Annotated in this window: 25 protein-coding genes and 1 pseudogene; all 26 read left to right on the top strand. The window is 40.1% G+C overall.

All coding sequences use genetic code 11. From position 1 onward, the window contains the following. Positions 1-4 precede the first annotated feature (4 nt). The 26 genes and pseudogenes from NYE45_RS21400 to imm48 all read left to right on the top strand — a co-directional run bounded on the left by NYE45_RS21400 (position 5) and on the right by imm48 (position 21,154). The gene (locus tag NYE45_RS21400; protein WP_340013885.1) at positions 5-778 is read left to right on the top strand and encodes a DNA and RNA helicase; all 774 of its coding nucleotides are present in this window, start codon (positions 5-7) and stop codon (positions 776-778) included. 29 nt (positions 779-807) lie between these two features. Continuing rightward, entirely contained in the window at positions 808-1,452 is a 645-nt protein-coding gene (locus tag NYE45_RS21395; RefSeq protein ID WP_340013884.1) for a hypothetical protein, read from the top strand. Positions 1,453-1,467: 15 nt separating this feature from the next. Further along, the gene (locus tag NYE45_RS21390) at positions 1,468-2,883 is read left to right on the top strand and encodes a hypothetical protein (protein ID WP_253502183.1); all 1,416 of its coding nucleotides are present in this window, start codon (positions 1,468-1,470) and stop codon (positions 2,881-2,883) included. Between the two features lie 20 nt (positions 2,884-2,903). Next, positions 2,904-4,010: a pentapeptide repeat-containing protein gene (locus NYE45_RS21385; protein ID WP_340013883.1), complete on the top strand. Its 1,107-nt coding sequence runs from the start codon at positions 2,904-2,906 to the stop codon at positions 4,008-4,010. Beyond that, positions 3,992-4,525: a hypothetical protein gene (locus tag NYE45_RS21380; RefSeq protein ID WP_340013882.1), complete on the top strand. Its 534-nt coding sequence runs from the start codon at positions 3,992-3,994 to the stop codon at positions 4,523-4,525. The genes NYE45_RS21385 and NYE45_RS21380 overlap by 19 nt, the downstream gene beginning before the upstream one ends. 16 nt (positions 4,526-4,541) lie before the next feature. Beyond that, a complete protein-coding gene (locus NYE45_RS21375; RefSeq protein WP_340013881.1) occupies positions 4,542-4,979 on the top strand; it encodes a DUF4280 domain-containing protein in 438 nt (145 codons plus the stop codon). A gap of 1 nt (position 4,980) precedes the next feature. Continuing rightward, positions 4,981-8,019, top strand: coding sequence for a hypothetical protein (locus NYE45_RS21370; protein ID WP_340013880.1), 3,039 nt, complete (start codon positions 4,981-4,983; stop codon positions 8,017-8,019). Between the two features lie 467 nt (positions 8,020-8,486). Beyond that, entirely contained in the window at positions 8,487-8,813 is a 327-nt protein-coding gene (locus tag NYE45_RS21365) for a hypothetical protein (RefSeq protein ID WP_340013879.1), read from the top strand. Then, positions 8,810-9,097 carry a hypothetical protein gene (locus NYE45_RS21360; protein ID WP_340013878.1) on the top strand — a complete coding sequence of 96 codons (288 nt, stop codon included), beginning with the start codon at positions 8,810-8,812 and terminating at the stop codon, positions 9,095-9,097. Before NYE45_RS21365 ends, NYE45_RS21360 begins: the two co-directional genes overlap by 4 nt. Beyond that, positions 9,094-9,324, top strand: a complete 231-nt coding sequence (locus NYE45_RS21355; RefSeq protein ID WP_340013877.1) for a hypothetical protein — start codon at positions 9,094-9,096, stop codon at positions 9,322-9,324. Before NYE45_RS21360 ends, NYE45_RS21355 begins: the two co-directional genes overlap by 4 nt. 571 nt (positions 9,325-9,895) lie before the next feature. After that, a pseudogene (locus NYE45_RS21350) lies at positions 9,896-9,996 on the top strand (HNH endonuclease); the annotation flags it as partial. Positions 9,997-10,016: 20 nt separating this feature from the next. After that, complete coding sequence (locus NYE45_RS21345; protein WP_340013876.1) at positions 10,017-10,139, top strand: hypothetical protein; 123 nt, start codon at positions 10,017-10,019, stop codon at positions 10,137-10,139. A gap of 582 nt (positions 10,140-10,721) precedes the next feature. Further along, entirely contained in the window at positions 10,722-11,657 is a 936-nt protein-coding gene (locus NYE45_RS21340) for a WG repeat-containing protein (RefSeq protein WP_340013875.1), read from the top strand. Positions 11,658-11,830: 173 nt separating this feature from the next. Next, entirely contained in the window at positions 11,831-12,628 is a 798-nt protein-coding gene (locus NYE45_RS21335) for a suppressor of fused domain protein (protein WP_340013874.1), read from the top strand. Positions 12,629-12,839: 211 nt separating this feature from the next. Beyond that, positions 12,840-13,922 (top strand): hypothetical protein, encoded by a 1,083-nt coding sequence (locus tag NYE45_RS21330; RefSeq protein WP_340013873.1) that lies wholly within the window; start codon positions 12,840-12,842, stop codon positions 13,920-13,922. Continuing rightward, on the top strand, positions 13,919-14,650 hold the full coding sequence (locus tag NYE45_RS21325) for a polymorphic toxin type 15 domain-containing protein (RefSeq protein WP_340013872.1): 732 nt from the start codon (positions 13,919-13,921) through the stop codon (positions 14,648-14,650). The genes NYE45_RS21330 and NYE45_RS21325 overlap by 4 nt, the downstream gene beginning before the upstream one ends. A gap of 30 nt (positions 14,651-14,680) precedes the next feature. Further along, positions 14,681-15,217, top strand: a complete 537-nt coding sequence (locus tag NYE45_RS21320) for a T6SS immunity protein Tdi1 domain-containing protein (RefSeq protein WP_340013871.1) — start codon at positions 14,681-14,683, stop codon at positions 15,215-15,217. A gap of 102 nt (positions 15,218-15,319) precedes the next feature. Beyond that, positions 15,320-15,760 (top strand): SMI1/KNR4 family protein, encoded by a 441-nt coding sequence (locus NYE45_RS21315; RefSeq protein WP_340013870.1) that lies wholly within the window; start codon positions 15,320-15,322, stop codon positions 15,758-15,760. Between the two features lie 26 nt (positions 15,761-15,786). After that, positions 15,787-16,281, top strand: a complete 495-nt coding sequence (locus NYE45_RS21310; RefSeq protein ID WP_340013869.1) for an SMI1/KNR4 family protein — start codon at positions 15,787-15,789, stop codon at positions 16,279-16,281. Between the two features lie 470 nt (positions 16,282-16,751). Beyond that, complete coding sequence (locus NYE45_RS21305; protein WP_340017417.1) at positions 16,752-17,198, top strand: immunity protein YezG family protein; 447 nt, start codon at positions 16,752-16,754, stop codon at positions 17,196-17,198. Positions 17,199-17,669: 471 nt separating this feature from the next. Next, positions 17,670-18,167 (top strand): hypothetical protein, encoded by a 498-nt coding sequence (locus NYE45_RS21300; protein WP_340013868.1) that lies wholly within the window; start codon positions 17,670-17,672, stop codon positions 18,165-18,167. A gap of 230 nt (positions 18,168-18,397) precedes the next feature. Beyond that, positions 18,398-18,622, top strand: a complete 225-nt coding sequence (locus NYE45_RS21295) for an SMI1/KNR4 family protein (protein WP_340013867.1) — start codon at positions 18,398-18,400, stop codon at positions 18,620-18,622. Beyond that, positions 18,603-18,866 carry an SMI1/KNR4 family protein gene (locus NYE45_RS21290; RefSeq protein ID WP_340013865.1) on the top strand — a complete coding sequence of 88 codons (264 nt, stop codon included), beginning with the start codon at positions 18,603-18,605 and terminating at the stop codon, positions 18,864-18,866. The genes NYE45_RS21295 and NYE45_RS21290 overlap by 20 nt, the downstream gene beginning before the upstream one ends. 90 nt (positions 18,867-18,956) lie before the next feature. Next, positions 18,957-19,538: a hypothetical protein gene (locus NYE45_RS21285; RefSeq protein ID WP_340013864.1), complete on the top strand. Its 582-nt coding sequence runs from the start codon at positions 18,957-18,959 to the stop codon at positions 19,536-19,538. A gap of 36 nt (positions 19,539-19,574) precedes the next feature. Beyond that, positions 19,575-20,477: a nucleotidyl transferase AbiEii/AbiGii toxin family protein gene (locus NYE45_RS21280; RefSeq protein ID WP_340013863.1), complete on the top strand. Its 903-nt coding sequence runs from the start codon at positions 19,575-19,577 to the stop codon at positions 20,475-20,477. Positions 20,478-20,713: 236 nt separating this feature from the next. Then, positions 20,714-21,154, top strand: coding sequence for an Imm48 family immunity protein (imm48, locus tag NYE45_RS21275; RefSeq protein ID WP_145150941.1), 441 nt, complete (start codon positions 20,714-20,716; stop codon positions 21,152-21,154). Positions 21,155-21,178: the final 24 nt, after the last annotated feature.

Below are 21,178 nucleotides of genomic sequence, written 5' to 3'. Positions count from 1 at the left end.
GCTCATGTTCACATATTCGTATCCGCATTTTAACAAGGGAAGAATTCTGAAAACATCCATGTTGGAGGGACTACGCAATTTCCCCAGAGACTTCATCGAACTGTACTATCGCGGTTATGCAGATGGCATTCTTGCAGGTGCAGAGGTAGAAGTGTTCCCGGACAAGCTGGTTGTTGCTCCTGGGATGGTGCTGCATAAAGGAAGGCTTTATATGCTGACAGAACCTATGGAACTGGCATACCAAGCGACGGGCAGGGTCAATGTGCTGAAGCTTCGGTTTACCGCGGAGGAGACCGTGAGTGACATGACGATAAGCCAGTCGGAACTGCTCTTGGATGAAGAGACAACGTGCACATCGAGAGAGTTGGAGCTGGCTCGATTCAAGCTGAAGGAAGGGGCGCGGCTGCGGCGGGACTATCAGACCTTTGTCGACTTGGCAACGGAGTTCAATACGCTGCATGTCATTCATGTTCCTTATGCAGCCGAGGGAGCAAGTACCTTATCTCCGGTTGTCATGAAGGATTATGCCGAGAGGTTGCTTCGAACGGGGACCTCTGATCCCCAGGATCTGGTCTTCGCCATGATGTGTCTCAATGAAGGAACGGTTGCACGTAGCGTCATTTTGCATCACATTGCCAGTCGATTGGGACTGGAGTACAGAGAATACGATAATGCGCAGATTCATCGATATCTGGATCGCATACTGGCGAATGCAGGTCGGGGAACGGGACGCTCGGGTATGCCGGTGGGCGGACCACATCGTATGATTGTGGATTGAAATTTTCAAGAGAAATGGGAGGATGGAATTTGTTTATGGAACATATGGATCGCAAAATCATCCCGATGTTATATGGCAAAACATTGAACGGTGAACCTCATCAGGGAACAGAGACCAGAGATGTTGAAGCCTCTCCTGAATCAAGAGAAGTTAAACCATTCGAGCCAATAACCACGATACACCTTGAACAGGAAACGATACATCTGAGAAGAACGGAGCTATACGAGGGCAAGGTTACGGTGTCTCTTCCCCGCACATTTCGTTTGGTGACAGAAAGAGAAGCTCAGTTAAAATATCCGTCGTCCCATCGTCCTGAGTGGATCTATACCAATGATTCGGGAACGATCAACTTTACGTTCAAGACATTGGATCATCGTCTTGCTCCGGAAGAGCTGAATTCCTTTACGGAATCGATGGCTGATGTGATTCGTGCAACTCAACCTGTACGAGAATGGAAAAAACACGGTGTTCGAGTGACGGATGCTGGTCTTTCCACGGGTTATTGCCAATTCGCTGTTCAGGGGTTGAATGATCAAATTTATAACCATATGGTGTTCACCATTATAAATCAGAAAGTTCTTGTTTATGGCTTTAACTGTACGGACGATGAGAAGAAAAATTGGATGGAACCCGGTGGTACACTTCTGGATACACTCATTGTCGAGATGAATTAGAGAGGAGCTGAGTCCATGAGCCTGACGTATGAAAACCTGATTATTGAACCTTATGAACTAGTACATCTGCAAGAATTGACAATCCGCAAAAAGATGAATGAGCACACCCGCCTTGTTTTCAAAGGTATGGTATCCGAGGAATGGAAAGATCGTTATGTGGATGTTACGGATAAGAATACCCCGATTGAAGTGTGGCAAAAGGACGAGGAGGGGAACAAAAGTCCGCTATTCAAAGGCATTCCTTTATCTGTAGAAGTGCAGGTTGTGAGGGGCGTATATACGCTCCAAGTTGAAGCAATCTCACATACGTACCTGATGGATGTCAAAAAGCGAACACGTACGTTTCAAAACATCCAGATGACGCTCCCTGAATTGTTAAAGGAGCTGGATCAGGATTATCCGGGACTGGACGTGATCGATGAGGGGACCGGGGGAGCCAAGATTGGCAAGGTTGCCGTGCAATATCAGGAAACAGACTGGGCATTTCTCAGAAGGCTGGCTTCTAGATTTCATACGAGTCTGATGCCTGCGGCTCAATTCGACAGTCCAAAATTTTATTTCGGCGTATATGAGCATGGTAACTCGATTGAACTGGATAATACACGTTATACCGTCCACAAAAACATGACTCCATTCATGTACTTCACGGAGAACGAGACTGTAAATGTGAATGAAAGTGACTTCATTGTATACGAAGTGGAGACAGATCAAGTCATGGAACTGGGACACCATATCTCATTCCGAGGCAGAAGTCTGTATCTTACGGAAGCCTATACGGAACTCGCCGGAGGTATTTTAAAGCATAAATATGTGCTAAGTCTTCACAAAGGATTGCGACAGAAGACGTACTACAATCCGCTGATTGCTGGAAGCTCATTGATGGGACGTGTTATCGGTGTGCATGGTGGGCAGGTTCAGGTACATCTTGATTGTGATGATAAACAAGGGACGGAAGATGCACTGTGGCTGTTGTATCAATCTCCGTATATTGCAGAGGGAGAGACCGGCTGGTATGTCATGCCCGAAATTGGTGACCCGATAGCTGTATATTTTCCAACGATGTATGAGGAAGACGCTTACGCCACAGGTGCTCCACGACTGGATAACAAGTCGACATCCACCAACAAGCTGAACAATCCCGATCATAAAATTTTTCGCACTCCTCATGGAAAAGAGATACGTCTTACTCCAGATGCTGTAATCATTAGCGGCAAAGAAGGAGAGGTCTATATTCGACTTAGTGGAAATGAAGGTATTCATATTGCAGGTAGTCAGCAGGTAAGTATGTCAGCAGGAGGGAGCATTTCGTTAAAAGCAGGAAAGAAAATTACATTATCTGCAGGATCAGAACTTCTTCTTGAAGGAGGAGGAGGGAAAATAAGGCTTGATGGTCAGGCTCAAATGAGCGGGACAGAAGTGAAATCTAATTAACGTTGGAAGGAGGAAAGTCAGTGAGCCGGAAGGAATCACTACTGCACTTTTATACAAATCAAGTGGAGCCTGAACGAATCAGGCTGATGGCTGACATTCAACATACATTAAACAGCCAATTCCCAATGTTGACTACGGAGTTCTTAAGATATTTCGAGGAATTAACTAGTAAAATAAGGCACAGTCAACAAATTGGTGCCAAAGGGAATGTTGCTTACATCCAATATTCTTTGTTGCGGACAGAAGTCGCTACGGGAGCGATGCATTATCTTGCCGAAGCCAGTGATATGTCATGGCTTCTCGACAGAGACCCTATACAAGCAATATATGATGCCAAGTGGGCCTTTGATTGTTTGGAACGGATGCTTGATCGTTTGAAGAAGACACTTCCTGATTATCAGGGGATGATCTCGATGGTTGAACTGGATCGAATACGACTTCAAGAGGTAACTTTGGTTCATCGCTATGTTATTTATTTTATTCGTCAATGTTTCCATCAGCTCCTTGATTCCCAACTGATATCGGATATGCAGGTGGAGCCCGAATTTGAGATTCGTGTAGGGGAGTATTTGGATACCAGTGAATGTGTGTATCGCCTTGACCAACGAGAACGGAACCTGGAAGACATCGGCAGGGAGCTTGAGGAGGGTGATGGTTTGGGTGGGATGTATGCGGACTATCACGATCTGGACATGGAAGAGATGATATGCAGCGATTTAGACTTCCGGTATAGCAGGTTTAATGACATCAGATTAAAATCAACAGATTTTGAACGTTGTGTCTTGGTAGGCACACGTTGGCATAACTGTGATATGAGAGATACCAATTTTGCTGACAGTCTACTATACGGTGCTGACTTCAATGGATGTTCACTGGAGAGGGCTATCTTCAGGGGCATTTCTGGGGAAGAAGGGCATCCTGATGGTCGAATACAGGGTCCTGGGTACTCAGGTATCAACTTCGAGAATGCGAACTTAACCGGAGCAGATTTCAGGGGAGCCCGACTCCGTGGAGCTATATTTCGTAGAGCAAACCTAACCAACGTGTTATGGGATGGGGCAGATCTGGAAGGTGCGATATTTGAGGAGTCGGTGAAGGAGGAATCGCCATGCGATACTTTAGGCTGATGCAGGATACCAGATGGACAAATCGTGTAGAGACAGAAGCGGTTGGTGAAGTACAGCGTCGAGAGTGGAATGCTTCTTTTCAGGAGGGGAGTAGTAATCACACCGCAATTAACCTTTCAATCAAAAGCAGACCTAATGTAGATTACACCGATTATTTGGAGCGCCCTGTACCTCTGGTATCGGATCGAATGCTGGAAGTATTTACGTTGTACCATCCCGGCTTAACTCGCAGGGCAGCAGTGTTGACGGACAAAGCACGTATGTCCCAGGAGACCTATTGGGCTATTTATCCAACGGCAATGGATGTGCTCTCTCCCCAAACGGAACGTCATATGGACGGCAGTCTGAAACAGATTGTTCTGGATCGAGGTAAGGCTGAACTTCTTCCTTTGTTTCAATTAAAGGAACCTCGTGAATCTGTCATCATCGTTAATCTAGCTTTGGCTGAGAGTCTGCTGCGTCGGGATTTTTCCGGGATTCAGTTAGTCCGTCTGGAGCAGGAACAGACAATATAGAGAGGAGAGAGGCGAAATGGCACAAGGTAATCAAGAGAGTGAGATCAGTCTTCAATCTGCAACAGGAGATTCCAAGAGTTATGTGGTTGCCGGAGCGATTCTGCATTGCAGTTGTGGTACACAGCGTACCCGATTAAAGATTCCATTTAGTCATGGCGTTTACATCAAAGGCAAGGCTCAGTTGACAGTTGAAGATTATGTACCTGGAGTCCATATTGGATCATTTGGAAATTGCTCCAATATGGAGAATCCAGCTGTATCCAACAGTATGATGGTGGATATCTATGGAGTGAAGAAAGCACCGTGTGTACCTGTATTGACTATGCCTTGGCTACATGGCAAAGGAGATGCCAAGGTGGAAGGGAAAGCTGCTCTACTTGGTCACTGTACGCATAAGTGTCTGTATGGTGGAGATATCGTCATCGAGGATGACGGACAGCAGCTGGATTTTTGAGATGAGCGAATCAAAGAAAAAGGTACAGGAACGCATCGGATACGAACAACTCCGTTTATATTGGCCGTATAAAGTGCAATGGTTGGAAGAAATCCGAATTACCCGACAGATTAATGAGCATGCGAAATTATATATTAGCGGCGTTATACCGGAGGAAGATGGACCAGGCATCCTTCATGTCCAGGCTGAAGGAGAACCGATTGTACTAAGACAGCTAGATGAAATGGGGAAATCTGTAAGGCGTCTGTTTCATGGCGTGATGACCTCATTAACTATACATTTAGTTGGTGGTATATACCGATTCGAGCTAGAGGCCATATCGAATACATATCAGATGGACATTGAAATTTCCGAGCGAGCATTCCAGAACAGGGCGATGTCCTATGGAGAATTAGTTAAATACGTGATGAAGGCGTATACCTACTCGGATGTAATTGATAATGTCACAGAGAATACCCAATTGGGAGAACTTGTTTTACAATATAGAGAAACCGACTGGATGTTTCTGAGACGTTTGGCTTCCCGGTTTGGTACCGTACTGGTGCCTGAGGTGACAGCGGCTTCACCTAAATTGTTCTTCGGGTTACCCATGGGCAAGTTGTGGAAATGGCCTCTGGATCGTCCATATCATGTCAAGAAAGAAATGGGCCATCTGAATTGGCATGGGGATGAGCAGCATCGGTATATGATGCAGGATCCCAAAGGTACACAGGGGGCGCTCATATATACGATGGAGTGTTATGAAACCTATGCTTTGGGTGATAAAGTCGAACTGCCTGATGGGAAAGAATTAACGGTAACTCAAGCGGAATCCCGATTGGAATCCGGATTGCTTATGACTACATATCGTATGATGTTAGAAGATCATATTCGGGTTCCACGATCCGATCTTCTGGATCTCATTGGCCTCTCCTTGTACGGTGAAGTAATCCGCATTATTGGTGATCGTGTACAGATGGAACTGTATATCGAAGATGGTCCGATTAAAACAGAATCTTCCTGTCCATATCCTTTATCGACATCTTACGTCGCCGAAGGTCACAGCGGACTCTACCTGATGCCAGAGATTGGTGACACGGTGGAACTATACATTCCCGGAAGTTGGGAGTCCAAGGCTTATATTCGTCATGCAGTGCCCGAAAGCAAGCGTTCGGTTTCCGGTGGAACGCAACACAAACTGTGGGGCCATCCTGACGGACCATCTATTGGTATGTCATCGGATGAGGTGACCGTACAGGCTGGAGCTGGATTAGTCATCACACTGAATGACCAAGGTGTAATGATGCAGAGTGCAGGTAACATCTCGATTCAGGGTGGCAGTCTATCACTTAAAGCAGGTCAGATTAAAGCAACCGCCCCTGAAGCAATTTGGCTTCTTGGCGGAGGAAGCAGCTTTATATTGGATGGACAAGCTGATGTTCGTGCTGGACTGCTCCAACAGGAAGGTAGCCATAAGGCACCGGTCGTGGTAGCTGATTTGCCGCCGGAGCCGGAGCCGCCCCTTATTCCGCTTGAACAATATGAGGCAGCTCAAGCAGCAGCTGCAGCCGAAGCAGCTGCTATGCAGCCTTCCGTGGTTAACATGAAGGAGGTCTCCCTGTTTGGTGCAGCGGTTGCCATGGCGGGCATGATCCCCGTTTTGGGTATGCTTGGAGGTGCACCAGCCATTGCGGCACAGGCCGTTGTCGTTGGCGCTGCAGCAATCGGCTTGATCGGGAACATCCCAAGTGTAGGATCCTTTAAGCCTTCGGCCCTACAACTTCTGAATCATCTGAATGGTGATTTCGTGGGCAAGATGCAGCAAGAAGAGGCTTATAAGCACCAATTATTTGGTAAAGTTGTCTCAGCAGCACGAGAGTTAAGCACGGCTACTTCCTTTATGGATTTTGTGAAGAAACTGCATCAGCAGGAAAAGGAAGTTATCCAGATGTATTATCAGATTCCAGGCAATACGAGGGAGCATTGGGCTCATCAACAGGTTGACCAAGAGTTGAAGGAAGCACTCGTGTATTATGGGGATGTGAAGCAGAATGACATTAAATATGAACTCTTTTTCAACCCTTATCATAACGGTATTGCTCGAGATATCGGAAGAATTGACATCACCACCGAGCAAATGGGTGACTATAATTACTGGCAGAAACAGAATCTGACTGTCGAACAGAAGAAGTATCTTGCCCGGCGAATTATGGCTCCGATAAGCGAAGAAGAATTCTCTACCCTGATGGGTGAATTCGAGCAACACGAGATGACTATGAAAGGGTTAGACGGGGAGTTCAATGGATTTACGGGCAGAGTAAGCACGAAAAAGGGTTCTTCAGGTGTACCCGAACCCTCAGACCACCCAGGTACAACGGGTTCTCCGAGTGCTGCTTCTAAAGGAACAACGACGACAGATAAACCGGCTACAAGCAAAACAAAGACATTTGTGAAAAAGTCAAAAGATGTGATTGTTAAAGCCTTCAGCGATTATTATAAAGAGAGCCAGGTCATCCGGTTTCAGCCTTGGGGCAACTTGGGAAAAAACAAGCCCAAAGAGTCGGGGAATGCCGGGGAAGTGGGTTCCGGAGGGAAAACAAGCTCGAACGCTGGGAATAAGTCAAGTGACGGGGCAGGAACAAGTTCCTCTAGCAATGGCAAGAAACCGAATCAGACCCCGAGCAGCAGTAAGAAGTCGCAATCGTCAGGTGAAACGGATGCTACTGCATCGAGTCCAGGTACAGGGAAGAAGTCTGGCGACGGTGAAGGCACAAACTCACCAAGCAGTGGCAAGAAAACGGATCAGACACCGAATACTAGTAAGAAGTCCAAATTATCGGGTGAAACGGATGCTACTGCATCGAGTCCAAGTACAGGGAAGAAGTCTGGCGACGGTGAAGGCACAAACTCACCAAGCAGTGGCAAAAAACGGGTCAGACACCGAATACTAGTAAGAAGTCCAAATCATCGGGTGAAACGGATAGTACGGGTTCGAGTTCAGGTACAGGGAAGAAGCCTGGCGATGGTGAAGGAACAGGATCATCAAGTAGTGGAAAGATAGAGGATCAAACTCCGAATACCAGTAAGAAGACCCAAACATCCGGGGAACCGGATACTACAGGATCAAATACAGGTACAGGGAAAAAGTCGAGCGAGGGTGAAGGAACAAGCTCATCTAGCGCTAACAAGAAAGATAATCAGATTCCCAACAGTCATAATCAGTGGAAACAAGATTCATCGAAGAAAAAAGGAAAAGATGATAAAAAGAAAAAAGAGGAGGAAAAACGTAAAAGTGAAGAGGAAGAAAGACGAGAAAGTGAATCAGAGGCTGAGGGGACTGGGAATGTTGTTACCAAACTTGAGCCAAGAGGTAACCCGATCGATTATCCAATAGAAGTAAGACAAGACCAAATTGCTCTTCAGACATATGAAAAATTAAGATCGACAGGTTTAGATGTACAGGAAATTCAGACTTTCGCTAAAAATACAGGATTAAGTTTCAAAGAAGCGAAAGCTTTAAAGGAACATATGATTCTAACAAAACATGGGAATCTTGTTAATCAGTATGAGGGAACGTATTATTCCGACTATTTTCATCCTGTTTGGGATGTTGCACATGGTTGGGAGCGTGCTTTAAAGGGAGAACTACCAGCAGATGAAAAAGCGTACTTTAGAAAATTGGCTGATCATGAATTAGCGGAGTCGCAATTAATGAAACAAGGTGTACCTTATAGAGATGTAAGGGGAATTGAAAATCAAAAATTTACAGGCGATCCTCCGGGTGCTCATGAACTGGCACCACCTCAGCCTGATGACTATCCTAATTTTAGACCTGATATGCGTGATCCAAAATGAAAACAGATTTCAAACATAACATAAAGAAAGAAGTGGGAAATTTGGAGAGGTTTGAGAAATCGGTACAAAGAATTATAAATATTGATTGGAACTTCAGGAGGCAAGACCTTCCTTCACATGCATTACTTGTAACTGAATTTATTAATAGGGGTAACATCTTTAGAGATGTTTATTGTCCTGATAATAAAATGCGTAAACCCATTTACAGTGCGGCTCAGATTATTGATGTTAAAGAAGAAATACTGCTTAATATTCAAAAAAAGTTGAGGAATTGGATTTATTGAAACAAGGTTGGACAGTAGAGTTCTTGTGCAAATATTTTTTAGAGTGGGAGTGGATAATTAGCTTTGGAGAAAAGATAGATGCACGTTTCGAAGAGCTTTATGAACCTATAATATTGTTGTTTGAGAGGGGGGGAGAATTAGTTACCACCATAATGAACTTGTTTGTGGAAAATTTGGATGGCCTCAAAATGTTTATTCTTTTCCAAGAACAGAATTTAGTGAATTAAACATGGAGAGACTAGATGAAATAGATAGAGTAGTATGATTTATATATTTTTGTTTCTATAGCTGAATTTTATTTTTATTGTTTGTCTATTTCAGAAAAAAACTATAAATCACTTTGTGTGAGTAGTATCATGTTAATTACAAGCATTAACGCCACAATGCGAGCTATCCGCCCGTATTGTGGTTTCTTTTGCCCTTGTCTAAACTCCCCCACCAGTTCCGAATGAACCCATCATTCAATCAATAACACATATAACTCATGTAATACCTCTATAGAGATTGATTTCTTCATTTCGGTTGTACGTACATCAAATGCTTTAATTTTATAACTTAAATAAGGAACACCATGATTGACTCGTTTTCTTCTTTTCCTCTGGAAATTTCTCAATTGTAAGTATGCTCTCCCTAAGGGAATAGTAATAGAAACATCTGACACGGTTGATTTACAATCCGATTAGGGATAAGAAATTCGTAGAGATGATCTACGATTATGAAATGCAACGCGATTTAATAGAGAACGGAACGATGATCGGTGGAAATCTAAGGGTAAGAACGCCAGACATTTAAGGGTATACTTGGCATGAACTTAATGATGGAAAAAAACCATATAATTGGTTCCGAATAGTGTTAATTCTAAATTTGGACACCTTGGTGGTGTAAGTGAAGTTAAATAAGAAAGGACGATACTCTAAAAATGAAAAAAGATGAGTTGTTTGGAGAAATTGTTTATGAAGATTTATGGATAGTTACAACAGAAATAACTAGATTTGGGAAAAAACCAAAAAATACTTTTGAATATTTATGGCGAAGAGAATGAGGAAATTACTCCGAACCAACGGGATGCTTTTTCGCAATTCAAAGCGAAAATGCATATAACGATCTTAATACACGCAGAAAGGTAATATTAGAGGAGAATATTGAACAGAAGACTGTAACAACTATACTAGATTAGAATTGGTAGTAATGTTGTTGATTCATTTTATTTGTGATTGCACAGATATTCTTTACAGTGTACAAAGCCACAATGTGATAGTTCCTATAAAAGCTTTAAAGTTTCCTATTTTTGGGGGATGAAAAGCGTCAGTCCGAATAAGCGGGACAGCTAGTTAAAAGGCAAACCATCAAATGGAGTGCAAGCAAAGTTTATAGAACGAAGAAGAGATGGGTTCGTATAAAGTACCTAATGATTGGAAGAAGACCATATCTAGTTTAGGGAAAACATAGTATCACTTAGAAGTTGCAGCAGAATGGGATTTAATCCTTTTGTTATACATATTATCCCCTGAAAGACAAAGGTAGAAGAGCTTAAGATGGTTGGGTGCGTTCTTTGTCAAGTCGGCCTTTTTAGTTATGATGCATTAGCAATGATAAAAAAAAGATTAATGGGAGAATTTATAAAATGAAGGATAATATTCTATATAAAATTATAATAAATGAGAAGTATGGTTTTATTAATAAACAAGGTGACATTATAATTGAGCCTTCTTATAAGGCTGTAAACAATTTTTGTGAAGGTTTAGCATATGTTTGGACGTTCGATGATAAGGAAGGATATATAAATACTGAAAACGAATGGGTCATTGAATTGAGTGCTGACTTTCTAGGGGACTTCGAACATGGCTTAGCATTGGTTTATTATAAAGGAAAGTATGGATGTATTAATAAGCAAGGAGAGTTTGTAATAGAACCGATCTTCGATAGAATACATGGAATAAATCCGGGGCTTTCAGTTATAGCGGAGAAAAATAAGAAGGTGGGTGTTCTTGGGGTATCTGGTGAAATTATTATAGATCCGATTTTTGATGTTATGGGTACATTTTCAAATGGATTGGCACTAGTAAAGCAAGGGACAAAATTTGGTTTTATAGATGATAAAGGTGAGCTGAAAATTGATTATCAATTTAATTCAGTATCCAATTTTTCAGAGGGATTAGCTGAAGCCTCAGCAGACGGTGAATTCTATGGCTTTATTAATCAACAAGGGGAGTTTCTTATACAACCTGAGTATTATCAAGTTTCAAGTTTTTCCGAAGGGTTAGGAGGATTCAAATTAAAAGCAAATGGAAAATGGGGATTTATAGATCACTCGGGGATTAGGGTTATCAAAGATAAATTTCAAAGTGTAGGTGACTTCCAAAATAACTTAGCACCAGTTGAAAGTAAGGATATGTATGGATATATTAACAAAAATGGAGAGTACATTATTAAAAACGTATTTACAACAGCTGATTCTTTTTACAATGGTCTTGGCTGTGTTACATTTAATGGAGAATGGGGCTATGTGGATGAAGGAGGAAAATGGGTATTCAAACCCAGCAATTTTGATCTTTGGTAAACGGAGGTTTTGTTCAAAGTGGAAAATATAGAAAACAAGTACTAGAATTGGTGATAGAACGATCTCCATATTTTGAATTTTTATGTAAATGTGTTTAATCAATAGGTTTCTGCTTTCCGAGAGAATGTGAACTTGTATTATTTGCTGGAAAACAAAAATCTCCATTAGTAGATTTGCTAGGATTATCTAGTATAGGTATTGTCGATATTAATACTTTATATTCCCGTGATGAAGCAAATCCGGATGTGTGGATAGAATTAGATGAAGAGGAGTTATTAAATCTTGCTTCATCTGAAATTCCCTTATCGAATATAAAAATCACAATAAATAAGGGGCATTTTATTTATCCTCAAGTTGAAAACATTCTAAAAAGAATTTTCATTCCACCTTTAGAATTCCCATTGTCAGATCGAATTGAAATAATATATTGGTCGATGTTTGATTGCATAGAACCTAGGATCGTGTGGAGAAGTGAGCAGAGTGATTTGTTAATCCTTAAATATGAAAATGCTTTTGATGGACTGGATGTATACATCACATCGGGGCTAACTAATCCTGAGAATAATACCCCATCCCTTATTGAGTTTGAAAATGGAAAAACTTCTGGATATGGGTATGAATTGATGATAACAGCAAAGCCTAACGAAAGTGTTTTAAGAGATGAATTGGTTAGTTGGACTAAATATATTGAAGAAACAAAAAATCATATTTATCCTGGCCAATTTATAGAATATCGCGAAGGTAGGCTTCCAAATACAGACTTAAGTGGCTTCATAATTACTCCACCCATAGATTTACCTGAAATTATACCTGTTTCTTCTGGGTACGGTAGAATAAATTTATTACTAGGTGTAACGGCAGAGGAACTGGAGATAGCAAAAAAAGAAGATGATATATATATTGTAGCTGATAAAATGTTTGAAAAAGGATATGTTAATTATAGTCCAACAAGAAGAAATTCTGTGATGTAACTGATTGTTGCTAAAAAGAGACTAATGATTGATTAGAGGATTCATTCCAATTTTTTTAGGTGGAATGAATCCTTTTTTGAATAAATGATAATAGAAAATCGGGATTGAGGAGAGGTAGTTTCTTTGTAATTAACTTTTTTAATCTGGAGTTAGAATTGGTTATCTCCTTTTATATTTTTTGAAGAATTAGCTTCTACAGATTGACCAAGAGTTGAAGGAAGCGCTGGTGCATTATGGGAAGGTGCAGCAGAATGACATTGAATATGAACTTTTCTTCGGCCCTTATCATAATGGTATTGCTCGAGATATCGGAAGAATAGACATCACTGCTGAGGAGCTTGGTGACTATAATTACTGGCAGAAACAGAATCTTACATTCGAACAAAAAAAGTATCTTGCCCGGCGAATTATGGCTCCCATGAGTAAAGAAGAATTATCTACCCTGATGGGTGAATTCGAGCAACACGAGATGACTATGAAAGGGTTAGACGGGGAGTTCAATGGATTTACGGGCAGAGTAAGCACGAAAAAGGGTTCTTCAGGTGTACCCGAACCCTCAGACCACCCAGGTACAACGGGTTCTCCGAGTGCTGCTTCTAAAGGAACAACGACGACAGACAAACCGGCTACAAGCAAAACAAAGACATTTGTGAAAAAGTCAAAAGATGTGATTGTTAAAGCCTTCAGTGATTATTATAAAGAGAGCCAGGTCATCCGGTTTCAGCCTTGGGGCAACTTGGGAAGAAACAAGCCCAAAGAGTCGGGGAATGCCGGGGAAGTGGGTTCCGGAGGGAAAACAAGCTCGAACGCTGGGAATAAGTCAAGCGACGGGGCAGGAACAAGTTCCTCCAGCAATGGCAAGAAACCGAATCAGACCCCGAGCAGCAGTAAGAAGTCGGAATCGTCAGGTGAAACGGATGCTACTGCATCGAGTCCAGGTACAGGGAAGAAGTCTGGCGACGGTGAAGGCACAAACTCACCAAGCAGTGGCAAGAAAACGGATCAGACACCGAATAGTAGTAAGAAGTTCAAATCATCGGGTGAAACGGATAGTACGGGTTCAAGTTCAGGTACAGGGAAGAAACCTGGCGATGGTGAAGGAACAGGATCATCAAGTAGTGGAAAGATAGAGGATCCAACTCCGGATACCAGTAAGAAGACCCAAACATCCGGAGAACCGGACACTTCAGGATCAAATACAGGTACAGGGAAAAAGTCTAGCGAGGGTGAAGGAACAAGCTCATCTAGCGCTAACAAGAAAGATAATCAGATTCCCAACAATCATAATCAGTGAAACAAGATTCATCGAAGAAAAAGGATAAACGCAAAAAGGGAAAAGAAACCAAAACGAAGCCGAATGAATCGACGGAGCAGCAAGGGAAGGATAAGGACTTAGACACGTCGAAGAATAATTATAAACCAAACAATAAGGAAGAAGCGTCTGGATCAGATAAAAGTAAACTAGAGCCTACAGAAAAAACTGATCAATCTAACTCATCAAAAGAGAGCGGAAATGTTACTCGTAATCAAGTTGTTATATCAAGAATTCCTGAAATTAAAATAATCTTTAAAAGAAATCCTAAACATGATAGTGCTGAGTTTAAAAGACAATTGAAAGATCAAGAAGAAGGGATAAATCAATTAACAGTAGATGAGTTTTTGAAAAATAGAGATAGATATCTAAGAGATGGTAGAGCTTTAGAGGGGGATGCCGCTCAAAAACTTGCTCGTAAGAAAGCTTTACAAGATAAAATACATGAACTACGTAATGAAGGATTCTCATTTGAAGAGGCTGAAAAGAAAGCAAATGAATGGATCAAGGGGAAAGCTGCCCTTCATAATCCAGATCAAATTGCGGGTGGATATCCTGACAATATAGGCGGTCTAGGAGATATAAGAATCAATTCTTCTCTTGGATCTCAATTGAAGAACAGGATAAAAGATTTGGATAGACAGATTAGAGAAATTGCTAAGAATATGACAGAAGAAGAAAGAAAGAAAGACAACCTATTTAAATATTAAGTTACTGGAGTAAAGTGGGGGGGACACACGGTGAACATTTCAAATTTTGTTTTTAAAGAGGACATGCCTACAAACGTCATTGAGAAGTACCAATCTGTAATACCTATTCAACTAATTGAAGTATGGAAGGAATATGGACAGGGTAGTCTTTCCAATGGATATCTGAAAATTATTAATCCTGATCAGTATATAGAATTACTACAGTATACATATAGTCGAGCAAATTTAGCAATTCCTCTATTTACAACAGCAATGGGAGATATATTGATTTGGGAAGATGGATACTTAATGGCGCTTAACTTCAGAAAGCATGAAGTTAATGTTATAGGGAAAAATTTTAAGTACTTTTTTGGAGACATAAGTGATGAATACTTTTTGAATAAAGCTCTTGACTGGTCTCCCTATCTTGAAGCGTTTGAAAAATATGGAGAGCCTGCTTACGATGAATGTTTTGGCTATGTTCCTCTTTTAGGATTAGGTGGAGCAGAGAAAGTTGAAAATTTAAAAAAAGTTAAATTTATTGAGCATATATATATAATCAATCATTTTATGGGACCAATGGAATGAAAATAAAAAATGGAGACCGATATAAATGTTTAAAAGTAGGGATTATTTTCTATAAGGTGCATCTATAGGAGGTATATAAAAGCTAATTGGAGAATAAAAAAAATGGGGATAATTTGGAAACGTACGGTTGGAGATATTAGTGAAGATATAATTAATAAGGTTGAAAAAAAATATGGTATACAATTTCCTGATGACTATAGAGAATGTGTTAAAAACTATAATGGTGGGCATCCTGTACCAAATATATTTTCCTATGATGATGGAGGAGAGGGAGTTTTTGACCATTTACTAAGCTTTACAAGTGAGCCTAATATTGTTGTAGTTTATGAATTTATAAGTGATTTCATGCCAAAAGGGATATTTCCATTTGGAACAGATCCTTTTGGCAATCAGCTTTGCTTTGATTACCGAAAAAGTGAAAATTCACCTTCAGTTGTATTTCTTAACAATGAAGAATTTGGTGAGGACTCCATTACTGAGGTTTGTAACAGTTTTTCTGAGCTCTTAGAAACATTACATGAGGCCAGCGATGAATTTTATTGACTTTCTTAATAGGTGGGTAGATAAGTATGGATATAGATGAAAATATTATTAAAAGTTCATATCCTCCTGTAAGTCTTCAGGAGATTGAGATAGTCGAGAAGAAGTATAATATGATTTTCCCTGATGATTATAAGAAATTTTTAATGGTAAAGAATGGTGGAAAAACTGGTACTAGAAGGAGATTTACTACAAATGATGACCAAAAAGAAGGTGAAATAGAGTCTTCTATTTTGATGTTTTTTCCTTTGTCTAATAATTTAAATAATAATTCAGAACAAAAGTATCGTCTGTACACAGAAGCAAATATTTTATCGAGAATTTATTATCCAATAGGTGAGACACCGAGGAATAATTTAGTTTGTATTGTAGTAGAAGGACCTAATAAAGGGAGTGTATATCATTTCGATATGGATTATGACAATTATATTGAAAAGAAACTTCCTCTAGAGGAAGAACATATCAGACTGATCACAGAAAGTTTCACTGACCTTCTGGATAGTTTATTTGTTTCCCAGACGTAGGAATATCGTAAATAAGAATTAATAGAATAGCTATGAGTTGCAATCAAAGGGGCCTACTCTATGTGTAAGATACTACCATGATTGACCTGTTTTTTGTTATCTTCGTTTTCTCACAGCTTTTAAATAAGCAGATGATCAGTCAAGACAACTGAGCAAGCTGGCCAATCAACTTGATACTCCAGATGATATAAGTAATAAATTTGATTTATCCAGTGTAGAAGGGTCTGAGCGAAAAATCGATAATACAAAATATTATGATCATGATAAGGGTGACTTTGGATAGGAAGTTGCGAAAAAAAATCGCAATAAACAACAATCTGGGTAAGGATATTTCCGATCTGTTTCAAGTTGGTAGGAACGGAATAGATGAGGCCAAGACATCGGAATGGGGTAGTTTCAATTATCCAAAATCAAGCAGGAGGTTGATTTCGTTGAGCATGGAAAAAGAGATGAATTAAATATAGAATCAAATAGCTGAAACAGTTAATGAAATGATTCCAGAGAAATGGGAAAAATTTTATTACTATGCACAAATTACTGAAACAGGTGGCGGGACATACTTTTTATATAACACACCTGAGGATGTGGAAAATTTTAAATATAGTTTAGAAATCCCTCTTTATTATCATGATTATAAAAGTCAATATAAAATCAAAGGCAGAGTTCTATTTGAACTGAGTGAAGAACTAAGAAAGAATTTTATAGATAATGAACAAGAACCTTGGTATTCCTTCACATTATCTATTGATAGGAATGGGGAATTCAAGATTCATTATGATTATACTGATACGAATTATAGCTTTGATGGCAAGCTACTTATTTGGGAATTTAAATATTTGGGTAATATACCAGAGGATGAAAAAAGCAGACAACTAATAGATAGGTATCTAGAAGAGTATCCCGATAATCCAATATAAAACCCGTCCATTATAATGAGTAGGAGTATGAGCTTTAAAATTTTACTGTCAAATGAGTCAGATTATTGACTCCATATGATTTAGCTCATGTAATAAATGTCAGAAGATTTCTCCATTCCAGATTATAAGCAAGTTAAATGCTCTAATTTTATATCTTGAAAGCTACTTTTTAGTTACATTAAACAGGTTGATTAGGGTTAGATCCCACTGTAATTGACCTGTTTTTGTTTTTTTCATTTTCTTACCGTTTATCAAATTTACTTGCAAATGTATCACATTAAATCAATCATAAGTATAAAAAAGATGAATCACAAATTTAATTGGAGTAAGCAAATCAAATAACGATTGAGGAAGTAAAAAAATGCAAAGTAGCTTCTGATCAAACCTTCATTTGAATTCCCATGAGCATATGAATACTATTCGAAAAAAGTTCTTGGACAATAAAATACAAAAGATGGAGAGAAATGATTGATGGAAAATTTTAATCAGGCAATTAAACGTATTTCCTTAATAGATTGGAGTTGTATTGGAAACAAGGAAGCAAGATCACATGTTCATTTGAGTAAAGAATACTTAAGAAGAGCATCAATATTTTTTCAATATTATCCTGGTCCTTGTAGGTATCCTTTTATTATCATTTCAAATTCGATAACTAAGTCACAAGTAAGTGTTGATGAATTACAGATACTAAAGGAGATTGACAATAGTTATGTTAGAGAAATTGTTACCAGTTATTTAGAGTTAAACGCACTCATTGATGAAGGAAATCAAATTGCTATTGATAATAAAGATTTGTTTGAGCCAGCAGTAAAGCTATATGAAAGAGGTGGCTATTTCTTTTTAAGGGAAGGTTATTTAAATGTAGCTGGCGCTAGTGATTTTCTTTCGCTTGCAAATCTAGTTAACAGGAAACCACTTGATATAAGTGATGAAACCTTGGATGCGCTTGACAATGGAAGTGCTGATTAATTTATGGATTTGCTCGAATTTTAAACACTTACAATACTAATACAAGATCGTAAAATATATCAACAAATCCAAGACTAGGCTATTCAAACATCTGGATAAGCTTTTCAAAAGCTTTTTCTCACTTTAGTTATCAGTAGGAATGAGCTTTTTCATGCTCAAAATCAAAGGAACACGAAAAATAGAGAATGTAGTGGGTGTATGTTAAAACATCAGAATAGGAAGTGAAGCATATGAGAATGGATGTTAATACGATTGTCGTTCCATTATTAAGCGATGATTTATTAGATGCAGTTGAGCGAGGTTTAGGAGTTTCATTTCCTGAATCTTATAGGAACTTTATTAAGGAACATAACGGAGCTGTACCAATCACAAATATGTTTAGTATGAATCAGCAAGAATACATAGTAGAAAAGTTTCTATGTATATTGAGTGACAGTGAGTTTGATCCTAATTAATGGATGGTATGATGTTGAATTTATTATTACACAAATCGGTGACAGGTTAACTGATAATGAAAATTTAGTGGGGATGAATGTAATTCCTATCGCATCACTTTTTTCGGGAGATTTTATTTGTTTGGATTATAGAGAAACTGCAGAGCCTAATGTAGTTATTGGGTTCCATGAAGAGTCGGAAGAGTTTTCTCCTCTAACACAAATAGTGGCCAAAAACTTATCAGAATTTTTTGATATGCTATGAGTAAGTTCACTCTAGTCATAGCAATAAGCGAGATAATTGATGGTATACCTATCTAATGAACGTGAGAAAAACCAATAAGGAAGTGACCCAATGGAATTTGAATATCATGTAACCATACGAGATCTGAAGCAGAATGAGAAGGAAACCTTTATTAACATCTGCAATGAACAGAACGTGAAGCCCGTGCTGATCGTTTTGGACCAAGGTGAATATATTAATCAACCGATGATCACAGGCATTGTACATAGCGCAGATTATGAAGAAGTGAAGAATGTTATTGAAGAGGTTACCGCGAAGTTACGGGATAACGGATTCACAGTTGTTCGGACGAAGGTGGAAGTTCCGGCTAAGGAAGAGACGTGTTTTGATCAGCCGATGCTGGCACTGTCCAAGCCTTATTTTGAATGGCACGGTAAAGTTTATGTTAATGATGTGGGCACGTTGAAGCAGTTATGCGCCGACTCAGGCGGACATATCTCACGGAACTCGCTGAATGCGGATGGGAAGGTGAGATTTGTAACTGTCCGGGAATATGAAAGTGCAGAACATTTTTATCGTAGAGTGGAAGAAATACATGACATCCTGCAAATGAACAAGATCGAATTGTTAAAACAGCAATATGAACTGTGCATCTACGATAGCAGAGAAGAACTGGATCGTGGATGGATCTAATTGGATGTTGAGTACGATGAATGGAGGAGGAGAACGATGTCCGGAAAAAGTGTACAATTACATACCTTGAATGAGGATGAGAGATTCATTGTTGTGTTGGAAGCTCTATTGAAGCGTGCCTCTCTGGTGAACAGTCCATTTGTATTAAAAGGAAGCTTACTGACAAGACAGTATTTGGAGAATCCCAACGTTCGTTATGTGGACGACATCGACTTTCTGTATACAGGTCGAATTGAGACTGAGGACCAAGCCAATGAAATATTTACAGACTGGATGATCCGAGTAAAGGAGATGGACCTGAATGACGGTATCGTATTCCGAAGCTTCAGTAAGAATGCCTTCTGGCGCAGAATAGACTACGCCATGGCGGATGATTTTCCAACGGTGAACACGGAGCTTGCTTTTTATATTGATAGTGAACCAAGGGTCGAAAATGAGTATAAAGATGAGGATGAACTGCATCTGGATATATCCTTTAACCTCGACTTGGACGAGAAGTCTGTTGCTCTATCGTACCAACCCCTAGTTGGAGAAGCTTTTGTCGTTCCTCACACCGTACCACTCTCCATTCAAATTGCATGGAAACTGCATCAGACGATAGTTAGGCCCCGGTTCAAAGATCTGTACGATTTGCAGCATCTGTTGTCTAACCCGTCCTACGATCAGCAGGCGCTCAAAGAGACATTACAGACCCTGGTCAACGAGTGCAGTATGGACCCGGCTATTACGAGAGCGGATATGAAAAAGGTGCTGGTTGACGATCTGCATGATGTGTATTCGAGGTTTAATTACGATTATGACCTGCAGTATTATGCCGGAAGCCGCAGTCCTGAAGTCTATTTTATGGAGTTTGTTTCGGAGCTGCGCCAAACGATGAACCACGCCGGGATTAACAATGACGCATATGAACATCTTCCAAACTGCAATAACCATAAATAGAGATTTTCACCTTTGTAAAAGTGAATCAAAAAATCTGGGGATAACAGCAATCAGAAGCTTGTTCTGTCATCGAAGTGGCAAGGTTAAATATTCTTTAGTTCAATCTGCATAGTAAGCTGAATCATTGATTGTTTATCCACAAATGAATTTGAAACGAACACCCTATCTCCGATACAATGTTCTCATAGAGTCTGAGAGAATGGATCAAATACGGTGCAGAAATGGAGAAAACCAATATGACTGAATTTATCAACGCTGACGATATTAATGACGTAATTCTGGCTGCGGCGGCAAACGAGCTGGAGCAGATGGTGGACAAAATGTGTGAGCTGATTGGCACGCCTTTGGAACAGACGACAGAACTGGAGCGTCAGGTGATGGCTGCTTTTGGTTTTGGTGCGGTGTATGGCATCACGCATCGGGATCGGCTGGCGGAGCCGCAGGCGCATGCACTGAGTATCCGGATGCTGATTAAACCGTTTAACTACAGTGAACAGCAGGCGGTCGATTTTGCCGATGACCTAATTCGGGTGGCTTCCGACCGGGAAGTTCATCCGGTGATGAACACCATTATTCATCGCGGGATCGATGGACACCATCAATTCAATCAGGAAGATGATGAAGGGCTGGCCCGCAACATTCAGGAGATTTTAACAGCGGTTCAATCGCAGCAATAGACGAGTTTTATTAGATTTGGGGAG

The organism is Paenibacillus sp. FSL K6-1318 (genome assembly GCF_037976905.1).
Classification (GTDB): Bacteria; Bacillota; Bacilli; order Paenibacillales; family Paenibacillaceae; genus Paenibacillus; species Paenibacillus amylolyticus_A.
Note: the sequence above shows the minus strand (reverse complement) of the source record. Positions and strands in the feature narration are given on the sequence as shown.